Source organism: Streptomyces sp. KL109B, from assembly GCF_030766935.1.
In the GTDB taxonomy this organism is placed as follows: Bacteria; Actinomycetota; Actinomycetes; order Streptomycetales; family Streptomycetaceae; genus Streptomyces.
The window spans coordinates 153,643-172,790 of the sequence record NZ_JASERL010000009.1; the positions used below are offsets into that span (position 1 = coordinate 153,643).

Here is a 19,148-nt window from a genome sequence, read left to right on the forward strand (position 1 = left end):
TCGCCCGCCTCACCGCCCGGCATCGAGCGGAGGGGCTCCGGCAAGGCCGGAGCCCCGGCGGGTTCAGCTGGTGGGGAAGGCGTCGGGCGTGCTGATACGGCTCTTGACCAGCGCCCCCGATTCCGTCAGCACACCGCTGCCGGCGTAGTCGGTGCCGTCGCACGTGCCGGGTTTGAGCGCCGCGGCGCCCTCATCGGCGTCGGAGTAGGTCCAGTTGGCGTAGCCGATCTTCAACTGGTCCAGCAGATCCAGCCAGGCCGTGGAACTGGCGCGGTCGACCGCGCCTCCGCCGGTGTAGGTCACCGTCCCGAACTCGGTGACGAACAGCGGCAGTTTCTGGGCCGCACGGCTCACCGCGGCGCGGTAGTTGTCCTTGTGGCTGGCGGCGTAGAAGTGGAACGTGTACATGATGTTGGTGGCGTTGACCGGGTTGTTGACGACCTCCGACTCGTTGGAGCCGTCCGAGACGCCGAGCGAGGACCAGCCACGTGTGCCGACGATGACGACGGCGTCCGGGTCGGCGGCGCGGATGACCGGGATGACCTGCTCGGCGTAGTTCTTGATGGTCGACCAGCTCACGCCGTTGGGCTCATTGGCGATCTCGTAGATCACGTTCTTCTTGTCGGCGTTGCGGGCGGCGACGGACGCGAAGAACGTCTTGGCCCGTGCGAGGTTGTAGGTCGGGTCGCCCGGCGTCAGGGTGTGGAAGTCGATCATGGCGTACATGCCGCGGGCCTCGGCCATGTCGACAAGGCTGTTCACCCGGCTGGTGAAGCCCGCCGGGTCGGTCTCGTAGCCGTCCTCCTGCACGTACATGGCGAGGCGCAACAGGTCCGACTTCCAGTCCCCGGCCAGCGCGTCCATGGAGGCGTTGTTGTAGCACTTGCTGAACCACTGAAGGCCGTGCGTGCTCATGCCGCGCAGCTGGACGGGGCGGTTGTACTGGTTGCACAGGTGGACGCCGCACACCTTGAGCTGCCCGTTGACGCCGACCGGGGTGCCGGTGGGCTGGCCGGGATCCGGGTCCGGCGGGGGCTCCTCGCCGCCGATGGAGCCGGTGCAGGTCACGCCGTTGAGAGCGAAGGCGGCGGGCTTCGGGTTGGCGCCCGTGAACGTCGCCGTGAGGCCCAGGTCGGTGGCGCCGCCGGTGGCCAGGGTGCGGTTCCAGTCCACGTTGGTGGCGCTGACCGTGGAGCCGGACTGCGACCAGGTGGCGTTCCAGCCCTGGGTCACCTTCTGCCCACCGTCGGACCAGGACCACTTCAGGGTCCAGCCACTGACGGGATCGCCCAGGTTGGTGATCTTCACCCCGGCCTGGAATCCTCCCGACCACTGGTTGGTGATCGTGTAGTCGACTCTGCAGCCCGCGGCGGCCGACGCCGGTGGGCTGACGAGAACGGTGAGGCCAAGGATCGTCGCGCAGGTCGCCAGTAGGGCCAGTAGACGTTTCACACTCGCTCCTCGTGTGCCGATGTATGCCGATGAAACTTGCATTGGGAGCGCTCCCAATATGGCTCGGGGATCAAGAACAGCTCGGGGACGGGTTTCGCCCTGCTCGCCGTGCGGCGGCTCAGGCCGGGGGCGTTCCCCAGGCCAGGGCCGTGCCGGTGTACGCGGGAACGGCCGGTGCGTCGGTGTACGTCGTCGAGGCCTTCCGGCTGTAGTCGTTCGTCTCGTCGAAGTTCGACCAGTCCGCCTTGCTCATCCTCAACTGGAGGTCACCGGTGGTGCCGCCGCCGGCCAACGAGCCGCCCGTGAAGCTCACCTCCACATAGGCGTCCGCGCCCGGTACGGCCGTCGTCAGCGGCACGACCCGCAGCTTGACCTGCGCGCAGCCCACGGCCGCGTAGTCGCACCAGGCGTTCACGGAGGCCGAGCCGTCGCGTGTGAAGTAGTAGCGGACCGTGACGTCGTCGAGTTTCACGGCGGACGAGCCGGCGTTCAGGACTTGGAGCGAGGGCCGGATGGCGTTGTCCGTCGCGGAGTTGTCGTCGTTCTTGTACCGCACCTTCAGGGCCCCGGACGGGGTGTCCGGCGACTCCGTGGTGATGGTCAGTGCCGCCGAGGGAGCGGAGACGTTGCCTGCCGCGTCCCGGGCCCGCACGGTGTAGCCGTACGCCGTGGAGGGCGAGAGCCCGGTGTCGGTGTAGGTCGTGCCGGTCACCGGCGCCGCGTTCACCCTGGTCGTTCCCCGGTAGACGTCGTACCCGGTCACCCGGGTGTTGTCGGTCGACGCCGTCCAGGACAGCGTGACGCTGGTGGAGGTCTTGGCCGTGCCGGTCAGACCGGTGGGGGTGGTGGGCGCCTGGGTGTCGTCGGGGTCCGTCGGGCCGTCGTACACGTCGCTCAGGCTGATGCCGGTGGTGCTGCCGGCGCCGCCCAGGGGAACCTCGTGGTCGAGGCTGACGAACTCGCCGCCGTGCTGCCAGAGTGCCGGCTTGAGCAGGGCGTACTTCTCCTCGTCCCAGGACTTCCAGTCGTTCAGCAACAGGCCGCCCGTGTCGCCGGAGTTGGGGTTGAGGCACCAGAACGTCTGGTGGATCCGGTGCTCGACGACGAGGTCCCGCAGCGCGGTCATCCACTTCTGGTTCGGGCCGCCGTCGAGGAAGCCGCCCCACTCGCCGATCAGCAGCGGGGCCTTGTTCTCCTTGTGCAGGTAGAGCCAGTTCGGGTCCCAGACGTCGCGCTCTAGCGTGCCGCGGTTCCAGTCACCGGTGAACCAGGGCTGCTGGTGGACCAGCGGGCCGTAGTCGTGCGGGGAGTACACGAGCTGGTCGCTGTGCGCGCCGAGGTCCACGGGATGGTCGCGGGCGCCGCGCAGATTGCCGCCCCACCAGGCCGAGTGGTAGTCGGCGCCCGTGGTGGAGGTCCAGTCCGCACCGGACTTGGGATAGATCTCGATGCCCTCGCAGAGCACCAGCAGGTGGGGGTTGATGGCGAGCATGCGCTTGCCGGCGGTCTCGCACACGTACTTGAAGTTGTCCTGGTCCGTCGAGCCGTCCCACTTGGCCCGCGGCGACGTGCCCGCCGTGCCGTGCGGCTCGTTCTTGACGTCCATGGCGACGACGGTGTCGTCGTTCTTGTAGCGAGCGGTCACCCACTCCCAGGCGGTGTAGAAGTCCTCGGAGGTGATGCTGCCCTTCCACCACACCGGGTAGACGTGGCCGGAGTTGTCGGCCTCGGCGCTGTGCACGTCCAGCATGACCTTGATGCCGTACTGCTTGCACAGGGCGAGCCAGTGGTCGAAGACCTGCACGGAGGTCTTGCCCGCGAGCTCGGGATTGGCGTAGGTGTTGACGCCGCTCGGGACGGTGGCCTGGCCGTTCTTCCACTCCAGGAGGAGTTGGGTGGAGATGGGCACGCGGACGATGTTGATGCCGCGGTCGGCCATCGACTTGGTGATGTCGTTGATGTTGGCGGACCACAGTCCGTGGAAGACCCGTTCGCCGGCGTTGAAGCCGAACCAGTTGGCGCCGGTGAGCCAGACCTCGTCCCCGTTCGCGTCAACGATCTTGTTGCCCTTGGTGTGCAGCCAGTCGTCGCCGGGTGCGGCGGCGGCCGCCTCGCTGCGCGCGGGGGCCGGTCGCGCCTCTGCCGCGGGCGCCGGCCCGGTCCCGAACAGTAATAATCCGGTGGTCAGTGCCGTAGCGAGCAGCACCTGGACGCGCTGGAACGGCCCGGCGCGGCCTCGTCCTGATGACGGTCCCACGATGTCCCTTTCTGTCGCATGGCCGGAGCAAGAAACATGGAACAGCGTTGGGAGCGCTCCCAGAATTGCGCGCTGTTCATGAAGCCAGGCGCCTTGGGGGCTGTCAACCTTTTGAACGAAGGCGGCCAGGTCCTTTCGGCCGCGGAGTTCAGCGTCGGGTGGCGGCGGGTTGGCGGCGTCGTATGGCCGTCAAGTGCCCACGACTGCTTGGGACTTCCTCTGGTGGGCCGGCAGTGGCCCACTGGAACCGGAAGTTCGAGAGGGGGCGGTCGCCTCGCAGAGGTGAGGCGACCGGCCGGGGGCCTCACCGGGCCCCACGTGTCCTACTGCTGCAGCTGCTTCGGGTCGATCGGGATCTCGGGTGCCGTGTTCTCTGCGCGCTCCTCGGCGCTCAACTTCCGCACCACGGTCCCGCAGCAGCGGTTGTACTGGTTCTGCCAGTCCGCCATGAACATGTCGTAGCTGGACTGTCCGACCAGCTTCAGGTCCGACTCGTCGTTGTGCCAGACGGCGTTGCTGGTCCAGTTCGCGGAGCCGGTGAACACGAGTTTGGCGTTGCTCGCCCCCGCGTAACCGCCGCTGATCATCATGTACTTGTTGTGCGTGTAGTGCAGAGCGTTGCCGTTCGCGTCGGTGCCGCGGCTGGTGTCGTGCACCTCGATGTTCGTCCGGTCCCGCAGGTAGTTCTCGACGCTGCCGTCGACCTGGCCGGCGGTGAAGAGTATGCGTATCTTGACGCCGGATTTCGCCAGGCTCACCAGCTTCTTCGGCAGCTCCAGATAGTTCGGGTCGCCCGACTGTCCCTGAGAGGTCCACTGGAACATGGCGATGTTGATCGTGGCCGGTGCCTTGACGTTGTTCAGGAAGTCGACCCAGGTGTTGCTCTTGGTGCGCGCCTTGGGCCACTGGTACGAGGGCGGGGACACCGTCGTCCTGGCGGCCGTGCCACTGGTGGAGTTGTAGTAGTCGGGCATCAGCGGGCCCGGGCCGCCCTGTGCCCCCTTGGACATGGCGGTGAAGTAGCGGACGTAGGAGTTGTACAGGTCGACGTTGCCCTTGACGGTGGCGCTGCTGTTCCACGCGGTCTTGACCTGGGCGGAGGTGGGGTTGGCGCTGCTGACGGTCACCGTCCTGTTCGCGTCGCTCCCGCCACTGAGCATGTAGTACTTCGCGTGCAGGGCGGAGCCGGAGTAGTGGGTCAGGCAGCCGCCCGGGCACATCGCGGCGAAGCTGGAGGCGCGCGGGTCGTTGCCCAACTCGGTGACCAGCGACTGCCAGACCGCGTTGTCGCTGTGGGAGTCCATCAGCGCCTTGACGATGACGCCGCGCTGGTGCGCGGTGATCAGGGCGCCCGCGAATTCCGGGCCCGGCCGCGTGCTGCCTATCGAGTACATGGCGACGCGTATGGTCTGCCCGCAACTGGCGCTGTTGATCGACTCGATGATCGGGCCCATGACGTTCATCTGGGCGTCGGGGTCCTCCGGGTCGTTGAAGCGCGGGCCCGGGCTTGAGGTGAACGTCCGCGACTCGCAACTGAGCGGAGCCTTGGCCTGCTTGACCGCCGCCTGTGCCGTTGTCGGCGACAGCGCGGTGACGGCCAGTGCGGTGATCAACGTGAGGGTTCTTCGCTTCATGGACGGGCCTTTCGGGCTTTCAGTGGGTTGTTGATGATGAGGAGTTCGGGGAGGGGCGCTGTGCTGATCGACCCGTGCGTGGTCGCCGAGTTGGGCCTGGTGGTCGATGTCGCGGCGCGGGCCTGTCAGGCAGTTCGGGGTGACGGGATCGCATCGCCCGTCATCCGGCGTCATCCCGCTGGATGAACTGCCCATGGCCTCGGGTCAGTTGACGGCGTTCGCTCCGAACGTCAGGCAGCCGTCGCCTGCTTCGGAGGGGCTGGGCGGGGTGGTAGGGCGTATGTGCGTGGCCATGCGTTGGGCTCCTGCAGGGGGCAGAGGTGTCCGGCGGACATCCCGCGTCGATGAGGTGCCGGTTCGTCGGTGTTTGCCCGAAGTTGTTCGAGGCGTGACCGTCGTTCGGCAAACAGAAGACGCGCAAGGGCGCCCGAGGGTTGCACGAGAAAGCGGGGAATCGGCTGTGACGCTGCGCATGTTGAGCCAGAGGGCGAGCCGGCCGCTCCGCGCGTTCGGTGGGCCGCGTGCGGCGGCGCAGATGCGGCAGGACCAGAAGGCGACGGAGAACGCGTCGATGGGCGCACGACCGCCTCCGCCGAGCAGGCCGCCTCGGCGGAGGGCTGGGCTTCGGCCCGGTGGACGGGCCGGCAGATCAAGGGGCGATCACGACGCCATGGAGTGCGGCTGGTCGGCCCGCGAGTGACCTCTCCCTCTCCTGGGGCTACGACAGTCCGGCTGACTCCGGTTCGGGGGTGCGGATGACGGCCAGTACCAGGAACAGTCCCACGGCTGCGAATGCCAGCCCGCCCACACACGTGGTCGCGATGCTGTCCGCCAGGGAGGCCTTGGTCGTACCCCCGCCGTGTGTGCGCAGGGCGTTGCCGAAGATGGTGACCAGCACCGCGGTACCGATCGAACCACCGATCATGCCGACCGACTGCAGCGCGCCGGACGCACCGCCCGCCTCCTTCGGAGGGATGTCGGCGAGGATGATTCCGGCGAGCGGTGCGTTGAGCAGGCCAACACCGGCTCCGGCCAAGAGCATGGGGAGCATGATGCCGCTGAAGTACCCGGTCGACGACGAGATCTGTGTCAGCCACGTCATCGCGGCGGCGACCAACAGCAGGCCGATCGTCATGGATGTCTTCGGGTTGTAGCGCTTGACGATCTTCGGGGTCAGCGTCCGCGGCACCAGCACCATCCCGAGGGACATCGGCAGGAAGGCGAATCCGGCCTCGATCGGATTCATGTCCAGTACGTTCTGCACGAATTGGGTCAGGAAGAAGAACATCCCGAACATCGCGCCGCCGGAGCAGACGAAGACGAGGAAGCCGCCGGCTCGGTTGCGATGGGTGAACAGGCCCAGGTTCAGGACCGGTTGGGGATGCCGGGCCTCCACCAGCACGAGCAGGCCGAGCAGTACGACTCCCGCGGCGAAGGAACCCACGGTGAGGGTGTCGGCCCACCCGGCGTCGGCGGCGTGGACGAAGCCGTACACCAGCGCGCTCATGCCCGCGGTGCCGAGCAGCGCCCCGGCTCCGTCGAATCGGCCGCCCTGGGGCTCGGCCGCGGGGATCAGCCGGGGTGTCAGGATGAGCACCGCCAGGCCGATGGGCACGTTGATGAACAGCACCCACCGCCAGGAGGCGAGGTTCGTGAGGACGCCGCCGAGGAGCAGGCCGCCCGTGGAGCCGATACCGGAGGCCATGACGGAGATTCCGAGGGCCTTTGTGCGTTCTTCCTGGTCGGTAAAGGTCCTCACGATCAGTGCCAGGGTGGACGGCAGGGCCAGAGCCGCGCCCAGGCCCTGCAGTGCACGGGCGGTGAGCAGCCACCAGGTTTCCTGGGCGCAGCCTCCGGCGAACGAGGCCAGGGTGAAGAGCGCGACACCGGTCATCAGGGCTCTGCGGTTGCCGAGGATGTCGCCCATGCGCCCGCCGAGCAGTAGGAATCCGCCGTACACCAGGGTGTAGGCGTTGAGTACCCAGGACAGCCCGGTGGGCGAGACGTCCAGGGAGTTCTGGATCTTTGGCAGGGCCATGTTCATCACGGTGATGTCGATGGCGCTGAGGAGTTGGACGCAGAGGATGACGGTCAGGATGGCGCCGCGGTGTGCGGGGGCCTTTACGTCCTGGCTGGGGAGCGCGGTGCTGGACAAGGTTCGGAGCCTCCTCCGGCGAGCCGGCGCTCGCCAACGGATGATGGCTTGTTCGGGTGGGAGTGCCCGGACATAAAAGCGGGGAGTCCTCTCCGGGTGTAGCGAGTACGATACGGGGGATACTCTCCGATTTGCAATATGGAGGCTTGATGCAGCGCTCAAGGCCGGCTCCACCGAGCCTGCCCCCGCGGCCGGTCAGGACGGATGCCCGGCGGAACTACGACCGTCTGGTGGCCGCGGCGGACGACTTGTTCGACGAACGGGGCACGGAGGTACCGCTGGACGACGTCGTCCGCAGGGCCGGGCTCGGCTCCGGCACGCTCTACCGCCACTTCGCCACCCGCGACGCTCTGTTGGCGGCCGTGTTCTGGGAACGGATCGCCGCGCTGTGCAAGGAGGCGGAGAACCTCCTCGCGGCCGAGTCGCCGATGGACGGCATCGTCGTATGGCTCCGCAGTCTCATCCGGCTGACGATGCGGCGCGGGCTCGCCGCGGCGCTCGCCGCGGACAACAAGGACGGTGGCTCGGAGCTGTTCCGGTATTGCAGGGAGGCGCTCGACGGCGCGGCCGCCCCCTTGCTGGAGCGGGCCAAGGCGGCCGGCTCGTTCGCCCCGGAACTGGAGGTCTCTGACCTGATCACGTTCACCCACGCCATCGCGGTGGCTGCGGAGCGGGCGCCTGACGGGGCGGAACACGCCGACCGGCTGTTGCGTCTGCTGCTGGACGGGCTGCGAACCCGAGAGGATCCACTGCGGGCACTGTGATCGCTGAGCGGTACCTGCGGAGCCGCGCACACGGACGACAGGGGGAGAGGGCGGGTGGAGTACGTGAGCACGAGCGGCGGAGTCCAAGTCGCGCACCGTTGGGATGACTGCTCGGCCGCCGAGGACTTGGAGGGCTGGGCGCAAGTCGGCCACTTGGCGAGATCGCCGCTCGACCAGCACTATCAGCAACTCGCCCCCGACGAGCGTGCGGTGTTCCGGAGACTGTCGGTGCTGGGCCCCGAATTCGATGCCGAAGCGGCCGTCGTGGTCTCCAGGGACGGCCGGCTCGGTGCCATCGAGGTGGTGGGCGCCCTGGACGTGCTGGAGTTCAGGGAACTGATCCAACAAGTGCACAGCGACTCGGAGAAGATCCGGTTCCGATGGGCCGCGAGCACAGTCGAGTACGCCGCCGAGCGGCTGCGGGAAAGTGGCGACGCGGCCGCCGCCAACACCCGTCTCGTGGACTGGATTTGGGGCCACGCCCGCCGGCTGACCCATGCCTACATGCTCTCTCGCGAGCAGAACGAATGGTTTGCCGATCGTGGGAACCATCTCCTGAAGGCCATCGAGTGGACCTGGCGCGGGCCCGACGACGACAGACACGACCTGATGGTGGTTCTGCTGGCCAACCTCTGGCTGCACAGCGGCCAACAGGAAGCCGGTCCGGGGCCGGGAAATCCGCGTTCTGATCGAGGAGATGAACGAGCAGGCGCACCAGATCAGGGCCCAGGGAATGGACGGCGTCTTCGAGAAGCCCGTCTTCCTCGCCAACGGAGACCAGGCCGTCGTCGAATGGTCGCTGCGCAAGGAGGACGGCACCGTCATCCAGCGGGGTATTGACCTCTTCACCCTTCGGAACGACAAGATTCTCGTGAAGGACGTCTTCCGCAAGGCGTGACGCTCGCGGGAGGCGAACCGTCCCGACACCTGGTCCCCGGGGCCGGGCCCCGGGGGCCGGGCGGGGCCACCTTCTTCGATGCCGATCGACACGACGGGAATCATGGGCGTACTACGAGCAATCAGCGACCTGCACATCTCCTACGCCGAAAACCGGGCCATGGTGGCCGAGTTGAAGCCGACCGATCCCGACGACTGGTTGATTGTCGCCGGCGACATCGGTGAGCTGACGGCGGACATCGAGTGGGCCCTGGCCCTGTTGCGAGAGCGCTTCGCGCGGGTGATCTGGGTACCCGGCAATCACGAACTGTGGACCGTCAAGCAGGAGACCAGTCCGCTCCGAGGAGTGCGACGCTACGAGAGCCTGGTGGAGATGTGCCGCCGCCTCGACGTGATCACGCCCGAAGACCCCTATCCGGTGTGGACCGGAGCGGGCGGTCCGGTACGGATCGCACCCCTCTTCCTGCTGTACGACTACACGTTTCTGGCCCCGGGCGCCACGACGCGTGAGGAGTCCCTGGAGAAGGCGTACGCGGCCGGGATCGTGTGCACGGACGAGTTCTTCTTGCACCCCGACCCCTATCCGACGCGTCAGGACTGGTGTGCGGCCCGCGTCGCGGCGACGGAACTGCGCCTGAGTGAGGTCACGGGTCCTGGTTCGCCGCCCCTGGTCCTGGTCAATCACTGGCCGTTGGTGCGCAGCCCCACCGAGGTGATGACCCATCAGGAGTTCGCCCAGTGGTGCGGCACGGTGCGCACCGCCGACTGGCACACCCGCTTCGACGTACGAGCCGTCGTGTACGGGCACTTGCACATCCCGCGGCGCACCGTCCACGACGGCGTACCGTTCGAGGAGGTGTCCCTCGGATACCCGCGGGAATGGCGCCGCTTTGGGTTGCGCGACGATCTGGCGCGGCAGATCTGGCCCCGGCCCCGGGACATCACCGAGGGCGCCGCCGCATGATCGAGTCGATTCTGCCCTCCGACGTACTGGCTGTTCAGTCGTACACCGACCGGCTCGACATCACCCTGTCCCCGCGGGAAGAGGCGCTCATCGCCAGGGCTGTGCCCAAGCGGCGCGCCGAGTTCACAACCGTACGGTCCTGCGCCCGGGACGCCCTCGCGGCGCTCGGCGTACCCCCCGCGCCGCTGCTTCCGGACGGGCGCGGCGCACCGGTTTGGCCGTCCGGTGTCGTCGGCAGCATGACCCACTGTGCCGGGTACCGGGCCGCGGCCGTGGCGCACGCCCGTCGGATCACTTCTCTCGGCATCGATGCCGAGCCCAACTCGGGCTTGCCGGATGGGGTGTTGGAGACAATCGCTCGCCCTGAGGAACGCTCTGCCCTCGCCGCCCTGCCCGCGGGCGGGCCTGCCTGGGACCGCCTCCTGTTCAGCGCCAAGGAATCCGTCTACAAGGCCTGGTATCCCGTCACTCGCCGCTGGCTGGATTTCAAGGAGGCTTCTCTCGTCCTCGCCCACGACGGCACGTTCACCGCAGACGTCCTCGTCCCGGCTCCGCCCGAACTCGCCCGCCTGCGAGGACGCTGGGTGGTCGAGGGTGAGCATGTGGTGACGGCTGTGGTGGTGGAGAGGGACTGTTGATCCGAAACTCAACTGATCCGAAACTCAACTGAACGCCGCGGCTGAGAAGCCCCCCGCATACCGTTTCCCCCTCGCGTTGGGCGTGGGCCAGGACGTCCGGGTCGTGGTGCCGCGTGGGTTCCACATGGTTGTGCTGTCACATCTGGGGTCGCTGATTTGTCCTCGCTTCAGAGGATGTATCTGTGACAGAGAGGACCGACAGCATGAAGACCCTCATCGTGTGCACCTCCGTGTCCCACGGGAACACGCGTCGCGTCGCCGACGCCATGGCCCCCGTTCTGGAGGCGAAGGTCGTCTCCCCGGAAGCGGTGGACCCGGCGGAGATGGCCGACGCCGATCTCTTGGGCTTCGGGTCGGGTGTTTTCTACGGAAGGCTCCACCCCGGCCTCAGCCGGTTCGTCGAGGAGCTGCCGGCAGCGCGGGGGCGGGCGTTCGTGTTCGCCACCAGCGGGCTGCCCGAACTGCCGCCCGCCCCGTTCACCCGGCCCCTGGCCAGGACCCTCCAGGGCAAGGGGTACACGGTGGCCGGGACCTTCACCTGCCGGGCGTTCGACACGTGGATGCCCTTCAGGCTGGTGGGCGGCCTCAACAAGCGGCGGCCGAACACCGGTGACCTCGCCGCCGCGAAGGAGTTCGCGGAGCGGCTGCGGGGCGGGTGAGCGACCAGCGCCTGCGCGGCGCGCCTGCAACTGCGCTGCAACGAGTCCTGCAACAGGTGCTGCAACGCGGCCTTGCACGATGCATTCCACGTCCCGTCAGCGGACGCATGCCCGGCCGCACGGTTCGGCCGGCGCAGGCCCGAGAGAAACGAGGAGCGAAGAGGAATGCACATACTCACCGGCGTGAACATGCTGTCCAAGGATCTCGTCCTGGTCCATTCCAAGCAGGACAAGTTGGTCAGGGTGCCACTCGCGGACATCGACGGCTGGCTGCCGGCGACTCCCCAGCACACGTGGATCGCCTCCGACGAGGTCACCGTCTACGTGGCCACCGACGCCATCCCGCCGTTCAACGCCTCCATCGTCACGCTGCACCTGAACGACGTGGACTGGGACGCCGGAAAGGCCGACGTGGAGCTCCGGCAGATCCTTCCGCTGGACGTCTCCGGCACGCCGTCCGACATGCCGAACCTCAAGCAGACCTCGCCGAACCAGCCGATCATGCCGTGGACGAGGCCCCTCTACACGCAGACGCATGGCCCCACCTTCCTGCCGCGCTCGAAGTTCACCTACGTCACGCACTACACGGACGACCGCGTGCGCGGATTCAGGATCAGGTCGGACGGCACGCTTGAGCAGCGCGTCCTGTACTCCCAGCGCGGCCTGACCCGGCAGACCCACGGCGTCAACTTCAACCCCGAGGGCACCGTCGGGCTCGGTGTCGGCTACGACTACGACATCGGTGAGGTGCGCGTCTACCGTCCCGACCGGCACACCGGCAAGGTCGAGGCGACGCACACCATCACGCTGGGGACGGAGACCGAGTACGGGGCGTTCGCGCACTACGCCTCATGGCTGGACAACCGCTACGCCTACATCGGGGCCATGCAGATCGGGCCCACGTCGAGGACGCCCCTGGGGGCCACGGTCGTCGGACAGAGCGTCTGGCTGATCGACACCGAGCTCGACACGGCCGAACGCGTCATCGGCCCCACCACCAAGCCGGGCGGCGCGGGCATGTACAGGTCGCCATCGGACGTGACCATCGCCAAGGGCAAGTTGTACGTGGCCGAGGAGGACTCGTGGGCCGGGCAGACGGACAACGCCGCCGACTACGGGCGCGACGGCTACATCTCGATCTGGGACCTGTACGACCGTCGCCGCCCCAGCTTCGTCAAGCGGCTGCGCCCCGGCCATGAACTGCCCGCCGGCTTCCGCAACGCCCACACGGCCACGGCCATGTTCGACGAGGAGTCGGTGTTCGTCTCCAGCTTCGTCAGCGATCACCTCATCCGGATCGACACCTCCACCGACAAGGTGGCGAAGGTCTACGACGCCGACGACGGACTGAGCATGTTCCACGGGGAGTTCGCGACCGGAAGGAACCGGTGACCGACGGATGACCACCCAGGCCGAGCAGCACGACGACCTGTCGCACACCAGGATCATGCTGGGCCGGCTCGCCGCCAACTGGCCCAGGCGCGCCTACGTAAAGAAGGACGAGTTGGATCCGTTCTTCGAGTCGGGCGAGCCGGGTGAGTCGGGCGAGCCGGGAGAGCCGGGAGAGCCGGGCAAGGAGGATTTCCTCGAAGGGCTGTTGCCCTTCAGGGACTTGCCGCAGTACCAGGCCAGTTCACCCGGGATGAAGTCCCGCGTCCTGAGCTGCGGCTGGCTGATGTACAACGCCAAGACCACGCAGATCGAGACGGAGATCGTCAACCCGTCCTGCCTCGACATCATCGCGGGGGCGATGCCGGGACTGCGTACGGCCGATGCGCAGAAGGCCGTCTGCGAGACCTTGGTCGACGAGGCCTACCACGTACACCTCGTGGAGCAGGCGAGCCGCCTGACGCGCAGCCGTCGCGGCCTCGAGGACCTGCACATCCCGCGGTTCAACCTGGTGCGGCACATGCGCGAGCGCCAGCGGACGGGCACGGACCCCTGGCACGGCCAAATGGTCCAGTTCGCCACGGCGGTGGTCTCGGAGATCTTCATCAGCGACTACCTGCACCTGCTCAGCGAGAGCGAGGAGATCCAGCCCTTCAACCGCATGACGGTGGCGGCCCACCGGCACGACGAGATGGTGCACAGCCCCCTGTTCCGGTCCATGGCCCAGCTCTTCTCCCATGACCTGACGGTGCGGCAGCGCGCCGCGTTCGCCGACGTGCTGGCCGAACCCGTCGTCTGGTTCGCCGACCGCGAGCTGGACATCTGGCTGTCCATGCTGCGGCAGATCGGATTCCCGAAGGCCGAGGAGATGATCCACGAGTGCCGGTCCCTGGGCGCCGCCGACCTGGCGTCCCTGGACTACTCGGAGATCGTCACGCTGGCCGAGGAGATCGGCCTGCTGGACTCGGCCGCGGCCCGCGACAGCTTCGCCAGGCAGGGCCTGATCGCCTGATCGTGCCGGAGTGACGGGGCGGGCGCGCCATCGCGCCCGCCCCACCACTTCCCGTTTTCCGTAACCCCATTTCCGTACGGACTTTCCGTACGAAGGAAGCGCAGGAGTCAAGTACGTCATGGCAGTCGACATCGCGGCACCCACGCTGCGCGGGGCACCCGGGCCCCCTGACACAACCACCACCGTCCTCCGCGTGAGCGGACGGACCAGGGGAGCCGACGGAGTGCTCACCCTCACCCTGACCGACCGCGCCGGCAGGGAACTGCCCGAGTGGTCGCCGGGGGCCCACATCGACCTGATGCTGCCCGAGATCGATCTCGTACGGCAGTACTCGCTGTGCGGCGACCCGGCGGACCGGTACACCTGGCGCGTCGCCGTCCTGCTCGAACCGAACGGCCGCGGCGGCTCGCGCCATGTGCACCAGTCGCTCCACACCGGCGAGACGGTGCGGGTCAGGGGCCCGCGCAACCACTTTCCGCTGGAGCCCGCGGCCCGCTACCTCTTCATCGCGGGCGGCATCGGCATCACACCGATCCTGCCGATGGTGGCCGCGGCCGAATCCGCGGGCAGGGACTGGCAGTTGGTCTACGGCGGGCGTTCCCGCGCGTCGATGGCCTTCCTCGACGAATTGGAGGCCTACGGAGACCGGGTACGGGTCCACCCCCAGGAGGAGAGCGGCCTGCTCCCGCTCGACGAGCTCCTCGGCACACCTCGCGAGGACTGCCTGGTGTACTGCTGCGGGCCCGAGGCCCTGCTCGGCGCCGTCGAGGAACGCTGCACCGGATGGCCGCCCGGCGCGCTGCGCACGGAGCGCTTCGTGGCCCGGCCGGCACCGGCCGACGCCGACGGCGGCACCGCCTTCGAGGTGGAGTGCCGGCGCTCCGGCCTGACCCTGGCGGTCGCACCGCACGAGTCGATCCTCGACGTGGCCGACCGGGCGGGCGTGCTGACGTTCGCCGCCTGCCGCGAGGGCGTCTGCGGCACGTGCGAGACGAGCGTCGTCGAAGGCGCCCCCGAGCACCGCGACTCCCTGCTCACCGAGGCGCAACGGGCCGCCGGGGAGAGCATGATGATCTGCGTCTCGCGCAGCCGCGGCTCCCGGCTCGTCCTCGACCTGTGAGCGACCGCCCACTCATCACCAACCATTGCGAGGCTGATCGAGATGACAGAGGCGCTGGCCGTCCGGCACGTAGCCTTCGAGGACCTGGGCTCCTTCGAGGAGGTGCTCAGGGAGCGGGACATCCGGGTGACCTACGTGGATGCCGGACGCGGCCGGCTCAGGGAAGAGGTCGAACGGCGCTCGCCCGAACTGCTCGTCGTCCTCGGCGGCCCCGTCGGGGCGGGCGAGACGACCGCGTACCCCTTCCTCACGGAGGAGATCGAGCTGGTCGGGGACCGGCTGTCCCGCGAGGAACCCCTGCTGGGTGTCTGCCTGGGCGCGCAACTGATCGCTGCCGCGGCCGGCGCCAAGGTCTACCCGGCCGCGGTGCGGGAGATCGGCTGGCAGGGCGTCGACCTGACCGCGGCAGGGGCCGATTCCGCCCTGGCGGAGCTGACCGCGCCCGTACTGCACTGGCACGGTGACACCTTCGACCTGCCGGCGGAAGCCGTGCACCTCGCCTCCACACCGCAGTGCGCGAACCAGGCCTTCAGCCTCGGGCGGAACGCCCTGGGGACGCAGTTCCACGCGGAGGTCCGCGGCGCGGCCATCGAGTCCTGGCTGATCGGCCACGCCCATGAGATAGCGCACGCGCCCGGGGTGTCCGCCACCGGCATCCGCGAGGACACCCGCCGGTACGCGGGCCTGCTGGAGAGCCAGGGCCGGAGGTTCTTCGGCCGCTGGCTCGACGACGTCGGCCTGTAGGCGTCGGCCTGAAGACGTGGGGCTGTAACGGAGACGGCATGCGCCTGAAACGGAGACGTATGGTCATGTAACGGAAACGTAGGGGCCTGTAACGGAAGACGACACCGCCTACGCACCCCGTACCCGGCGAAGCCCCCACCGCTTACCGGCCACGCCTGGCCCAAAAGCCATACGCCCGCCTCTTGCCGGAGGACCGTCGTGTCCCGTACCGGGGCCGCGTCGGGTGATGCGGCGGCTCCGTCGTGCGGGGCGGTGGGGCGCGACGGGCACCCGTACCGGCCACGGCGGTGCGGGCCCGGCCCCCGGCCGATGACCGGCGCGCGGCGCGCCGATTAGGTTGGGGTCGACTGCTTCACGGGGGAGGCGGTGATGGGCGACCCCATGACGTCCGCCACGCTGCGATTCGAGGTGCTCGGCCCGCTGCGGGTCCGGCGGGACGGTCTGGAACTGGACGCCGGGCCGGTGCAACAGCGGGTCATGCTCGCCGTGCTGCTGCTGTCCGCCAACCGGCCGGTGTCACGGGAGAGGCTCATCGACGCCATCTGGGGGGAGGCCGCCCCAGGGCGGGCGGTGAACCTCCTGCAACGCCATGCCGCGGGCCTGCGCCGCGTCCTTGAGCCCGGGCGCCGGGCCCGTACGCCGTCCCAGCTGCTGACCTGGACCGAGGCGGGCTACCTGCTGAAGGTGGCGCCCGGCGGCCTCGACCTGGACACGGTCACCGCGGAGGTGGCCAGGGGCCGCTCGGCGCGGGCCGCGGGGGACCTGCCCGCGGCCGCCGAGGCCCTGCACGCCGCCCTGCGGCTGTGGCGGGGCAGGCTGTGCGAAGGGCTCGCGGGGCCCTTGCTGAGCGCGGAGCGCGACCGTCTGGAGGAGGACCGCCTCGGCGTCGTCGAGGAGCGCGTCGAGGCCGACCTGGCGCTCGGCGCCGACGCGGAACCCGTGGCCGAATTGCGCCGATTGATCGACGCCCACCCCTTGCGCGAGCGGCCGTACGGCCTGCTCATGCGCGCCCTGCACCGTTCGGGGCGGCAGGCCGAGGCCCTCCAGGTGTACCGGGACGCCCGCCGGCTGCTGGCCGATGAGCTCGGCATCGAACCCGGTGCGGAACTGCGTCGGGTGCACGAGCAGATCCTGACCGCCGACGCCGCCCTGAGCCCGCCCGCCCCGGCCCGCGCGGAGGCGCCCGAACCGGCGCGGAACGACGACGGCCACTCCGCCCGCCTCGCCGCCGGCGCGAGCCCGCCGGCGTCGGGCAACCTGCCCGCCGAGCTGACCAGCTTCGTCGACCGACAGCGCGAACTGACCGAGATCGGCGAACTGGTGCCCGCCACGCGCCTGGTGACGCTCACCGGGGCCGGCGGCGTGGGCAAGACCAGGCTCGCGCTGCGCGCCGCACGGAACCTGCGTCCGGGCTTCTCCGACGGCGTGTGGCTGGTGGAGCTCGCGGGCCTGCGCGACCCCGGACTCGTCGAGCACACCGTCGCCACGGCGCTCGGCATCCAGGACCGGTCGGGCCGCACACCCCTGTCCGCCCTGATCAGGCACCTGCGGAACCGGCACGTCCTGCTGGTGCTCGACAACTGCGAGCACTTGCTCAGTACGTGTTCCCCACTCGTCGACCGACTGCTGCGCGCGGTGGAAGGCCTGCGGGTCGTCGCCACCAGCAGGCAGCCGCTGGCCATCGACGGCGAGCGCATCTTCGCGGTACGGCCGCTGTGGGTGCCGCCGGACGCCGCGAGCCCGTGCGCACCGGCCGCGCGGCGCGCGCCCGAGGAGGACGGGGCCGCCGTCACCCTGTTCACCCACCGGGCGCGCGCCGCGGTGCCCAGCGGGTTCTCCCTTTCCCCTGAGAACCAGGCGATCGTGACCCGGATCTGCCGACGGCTCGACGGCAACCCGCTGGCCATCGAGCTCGCGGCCGGACGCCTGCGCGCCCTGTCGCCCGCCCAGCTCCTCACCCGCCTCGACGACCGCTTCCGGGTCCTCGCGACGGCGCGGCCCACCGCGCTGCCGCGCCACCAGACGCTCCAGGCGACGGTGGACTGGAGCTTCCACCTGTGCACGGACAAGGAGCGGCTGCTCTGGTCCCGCCTCTCGACGTTCACCGACACCTTCGACCTCGAAACGGCCGAGGCCGTCTGCGCCCTGGACGACCTGCCCGCCGAGGAGGTCCTCGACCTCGTCGACGGGCTCGTCGACAAGTCGGTGCTCATCCGCGAGGAGTCCACGGACGGCGTCCGCTTCCGGCTCCTCGAGATGCTCCGCGAGTACGGGCGCAAGCGGCTCTCGGACAGCGGCCTCCAGGCGGAGCTCCGCCGCCGCCACCGGGACTGGTACCTGGCCCTTGCCGAACAGGGCGAGGCGGAGTGGTTCGGTGCCAAGCAGGCGGACTGGGCCGCCCGGATGCGCCTGGAGCACGCCAACCTGCGCGAGGCACTCACCTTCTGCCTGACCACACCGGGGGAGGGCAGGGCCGGTGTCCACCTGGCGGCCGCGCTGTACTTCTTCTGGGTCGGCTGCGGCCACGTCGAGGAGGCGCAGCACTGGCTCGGCCGGGCGCTGGCCGTGGACCGCGAACCGTCCAGCGAGCGCGCCAAGGCCCTGTGGGTGCTGAGCCGGATCGCCTATCTCCGCGGCGACCTGCCCGGCAGCACCGCCAGGTCGCAGGAGTGCCGCCGACTGGCCAGGACGCTCGGCGACGAAGCCGCCCTGGCCTACGGCACACACATGGCGGGGGCCGCCGCCCTGCTCGGCGACGACCCGCGGCGCGCGCAGGACCTCCTCGAGGACGCCCTGGGGCGCTATGTCGCGCTCGGCGAGCTGAACAGCGTGGTCGTCATGGCGCAGATCCAGCTCGCCATGACAAGTGTCTTCGTCGGCACACCGGACCGCGCGGTGCGGCTCTGCAGCCGGGCGCGGGCCATCTGCGAGGTCCACGACGAGACATGGACGCTCGCCTACGTCCTCTACGTGCAGGCCTTCGCCGAGTGGGCCAGGGGCGACCGCGGGGCGGCGACCTGTCACGCCCGCGAGAGCCTGCGCCTGAAGCGGGACTTCTGCGACCGCCTCGGCATCGCCATGGCCGTGGACCTCCTCGGCTGGATCGCCGCCGCAGAGGGCAGGAGCCACCGGGCGGCGGTGCTGCTCGGCGCGGCCGAGGAGGAGTGGAACGCGGTCGGTCTTCCGTGGTTCGGCTCGGAGCACTGGCGGGCCCCGCACGAGGAGGGGGAGCGGCTGGCGCGGCGGGCCCTCGGCCACGAGGCCTGCGAGGACGCCTTCCGCTCGGGCGCCCGCCTCACCCCGGACGAGGTCGTCGCGCTGGCCCTGGACACGACGGCCGGGCCCGGCGCCGCAGGAGGGGGATCAGTGGCAGGAGGGGGATCGGCGGGGCGGCGAGGAACGCACCGAACCGACCGTCCGGCTGCCTTCGGCCTCTATTGAGGTGTGTCGGCGTGCTGCCCCG

At 69.4% G+C, this 19,148-nt stretch carries 14 protein-coding genes; 10 read left to right on the forward strand and 4 right to left on the reverse strand.

Annotation, left to right across the window (positions count from 1 at the left end; genetic code table 11):
- Positions 1-63: 63 nt before the first annotated feature.
- The 4 genes from RBJ65_RS28235 to RBJ65_RS28250 all read right to left on the reverse strand — a co-directional run bounded on the left by RBJ65_RS28235 (position 64) and on the right by RBJ65_RS28250 (position 7,498).
- Positions 64-1,452: a cellulase family glycosylhydrolase gene (locus RBJ65_RS28235; protein WP_306317141.1), complete on the reverse strand. Its 1,389-nt coding sequence runs from the start codon at positions 1,450-1,452 to the stop codon at positions 64-66.
- A gap of 118 nt (positions 1,453-1,570) precedes the next feature.
- A complete protein-coding gene (locus RBJ65_RS28240; RefSeq protein ID WP_306317140.1) occupies positions 1,571-3,709 on the reverse strand; it encodes a cellulase family glycosylhydrolase in 2,139 nt (712 codons plus the stop codon).
- 323 nt (positions 3,710-4,032) lie between these two features.
- Positions 4,033-5,343 (reverse strand): phosphatidylserine/phosphatidylglycerophosphate/cardiolipin synthase family protein, encoded by a 1,311-nt coding sequence (locus RBJ65_RS28245; protein ID WP_306317139.1) that lies wholly within the window; start codon positions 5,341-5,343, stop codon positions 4,033-4,035.
- 718 nt (positions 5,344-6,061) lie between these two features.
- Positions 6,062-7,498, reverse strand: coding sequence for an MFS transporter (locus RBJ65_RS28250; RefSeq protein ID WP_306317138.1), 1,437 nt, complete (start codon positions 7,496-7,498; stop codon positions 6,062-6,064).
- 149 nt (positions 7,499-7,647) lie between these two features.
- Here RBJ65_RS28250 and RBJ65_RS28255 point away from each other — a divergent pair, with 149 nt between their 5' ends.
- From RBJ65_RS28255 to RBJ65_RS28300, 10 genes are all read left to right on the forward strand, one after another.
- Entirely contained in the window at positions 7,648-8,262 is a 615-nt protein-coding gene (locus RBJ65_RS28255; RefSeq protein ID WP_306332179.1) for a TetR/AcrR family transcriptional regulator, read from the forward strand.
- A 697-nt stretch (positions 8,263-8,959) separates the two neighbouring features.
- Positions 8,960-9,160, forward strand: a complete 201-nt coding sequence (locus RBJ65_RS28260) for a hypothetical protein (protein ID WP_306317136.1) — start codon at positions 8,960-8,962, stop codon at positions 9,158-9,160.
- Between the two features lie 78 nt (positions 9,161-9,238).
- On the forward strand, positions 9,239-10,123 hold the full coding sequence (locus RBJ65_RS28265) for a metallophosphoesterase (protein WP_306317135.1): 885 nt from the start codon (positions 9,239-9,241) through the stop codon (positions 10,121-10,123).
- A complete protein-coding gene (locus RBJ65_RS28270) occupies positions 10,120-10,761 on the forward strand; it encodes a 4'-phosphopantetheinyl transferase (RefSeq protein WP_306317134.1) in 642 nt (213 codons plus the stop codon). Before RBJ65_RS28265 ends, RBJ65_RS28270 begins: the two co-directional genes overlap by 4 nt.
- Before the next feature lie 203 nt (positions 10,762-10,964).
- The gene (locus tag RBJ65_RS28275) at positions 10,965-11,420 is read left to right on the forward strand and encodes a flavodoxin family protein (protein ID WP_306317133.1); all 456 of its coding nucleotides are present in this window, start codon (positions 10,965-10,967) and stop codon (positions 11,418-11,420) included.
- 165 nt (positions 11,421-11,585) lie between these two features.
- Complete coding sequence (locus RBJ65_RS28280; protein WP_306317132.1) at positions 11,586-12,812, forward strand: hypothetical protein; 1,227 nt, start codon at positions 11,586-11,588, stop codon at positions 12,810-12,812.
- 7 nt (positions 12,813-12,819) lie between these two features.
- Positions 12,820-13,821, forward strand: coding sequence for a diiron oxygenase (locus RBJ65_RS28285; RefSeq protein WP_306317131.1), 1,002 nt, complete (start codon positions 12,820-12,822; stop codon positions 13,819-13,821).
- A 118-nt stretch (positions 13,822-13,939) separates the two neighbouring features.
- Entirely contained in the window at positions 13,940-14,941 is a 1,002-nt protein-coding gene (locus RBJ65_RS28290) for a PDR/VanB family oxidoreductase (protein ID WP_306317130.1), read from the forward strand.
- 42 nt (positions 14,942-14,983) lie between these two features.
- The gene (locus RBJ65_RS28295; protein ID WP_306317129.1) at positions 14,984-15,685 is read left to right on the forward strand and encodes a glutamine amidotransferase; all 702 of its coding nucleotides are present in this window, start codon (positions 14,984-14,986) and stop codon (positions 15,683-15,685) included.
- 369 nt (positions 15,686-16,054) lie between these two features.
- Positions 16,055-19,126, forward strand: a complete 3,072-nt coding sequence (locus RBJ65_RS28300; protein WP_306317128.1) for a BTAD domain-containing putative transcriptional regulator — start codon at positions 16,055-16,057, stop codon at positions 19,124-19,126.
- The last annotated feature ends 22 nt before the right edge of the window (positions 19,127-19,148 follow it).

What these genes read in the sequence shown, in the direction of transcription:
- RBJ65_RS28270 (WP_306317134.1), top strand. Translation starts at nt 10,120, where the DNA reads ATGATCGAGTCGATTCTGCCCTCCGACGTACTGGCTGTTCAGTCGTAC.
- RBJ65_RS28290 (WP_306317130.1), top strand. Translation starts at nt 13,940, where the DNA reads ATGGCAGTCGACATCGCGGCACCCACGCTGCGCGGGGCACCCGGGCCC.
- RBJ65_RS28265 (WP_306317135.1), top strand. Translation starts at nt 9,239, where the DNA reads ATGCCGATCGACACGACGGGAATCATGGGCGTACTACGAGCAATCAGC.
- RBJ65_RS28280 (WP_306317132.1), top strand. Translation starts at nt 11,586, where the DNA reads ATGCACATACTCACCGGCGTGAACATGCTGTCCAAGGATCTCGTCCTG.
- RBJ65_RS28300 (WP_306317128.1), top strand. Translation starts at nt 16,055, where the DNA reads ATGGGCGACCCCATGACGTCCGCCACGCTGCGATTCGAGGTGCTCGGC.
- RBJ65_RS28285 (WP_306317131.1), top strand. Translation starts at nt 12,820, where the DNA reads ATGACCACCCAGGCCGAGCAGCACGACGACCTGTCGCACACCAGGATC.
- RBJ65_RS28275 (WP_306317133.1), top strand. Translation starts at nt 10,965, where the DNA reads ATGAAGACCCTCATCGTGTGCACCTCCGTGTCCCACGGGAACACGCGT.
- RBJ65_RS28255 (WP_306332179.1), top strand. Translation starts at nt 7,648, where the DNA reads ATGCAGCGCTCAAGGCCGGCTCCACCGAGCCTGCCCCCGCGGCCGGTC.
- RBJ65_RS28245 (WP_306317139.1), bottom strand. Translation starts at nt 5,343, where the DNA reads ATGAAGCGAAGAACCCTCACGTTGATCACCGCACTGGCCGTCACCGCG.
- RBJ65_RS28260 (WP_306317136.1), top strand. Translation starts at nt 8,960, where the DNA reads ATGAACGAGCAGGCGCACCAGATCAGGGCCCAGGGAATGGACGGCGTC.
- RBJ65_RS28295 (WP_306317129.1), top strand. Translation starts at nt 14,984, where the DNA reads ATGACAGAGGCGCTGGCCGTCCGGCACGTAGCCTTCGAGGACCTGGGC.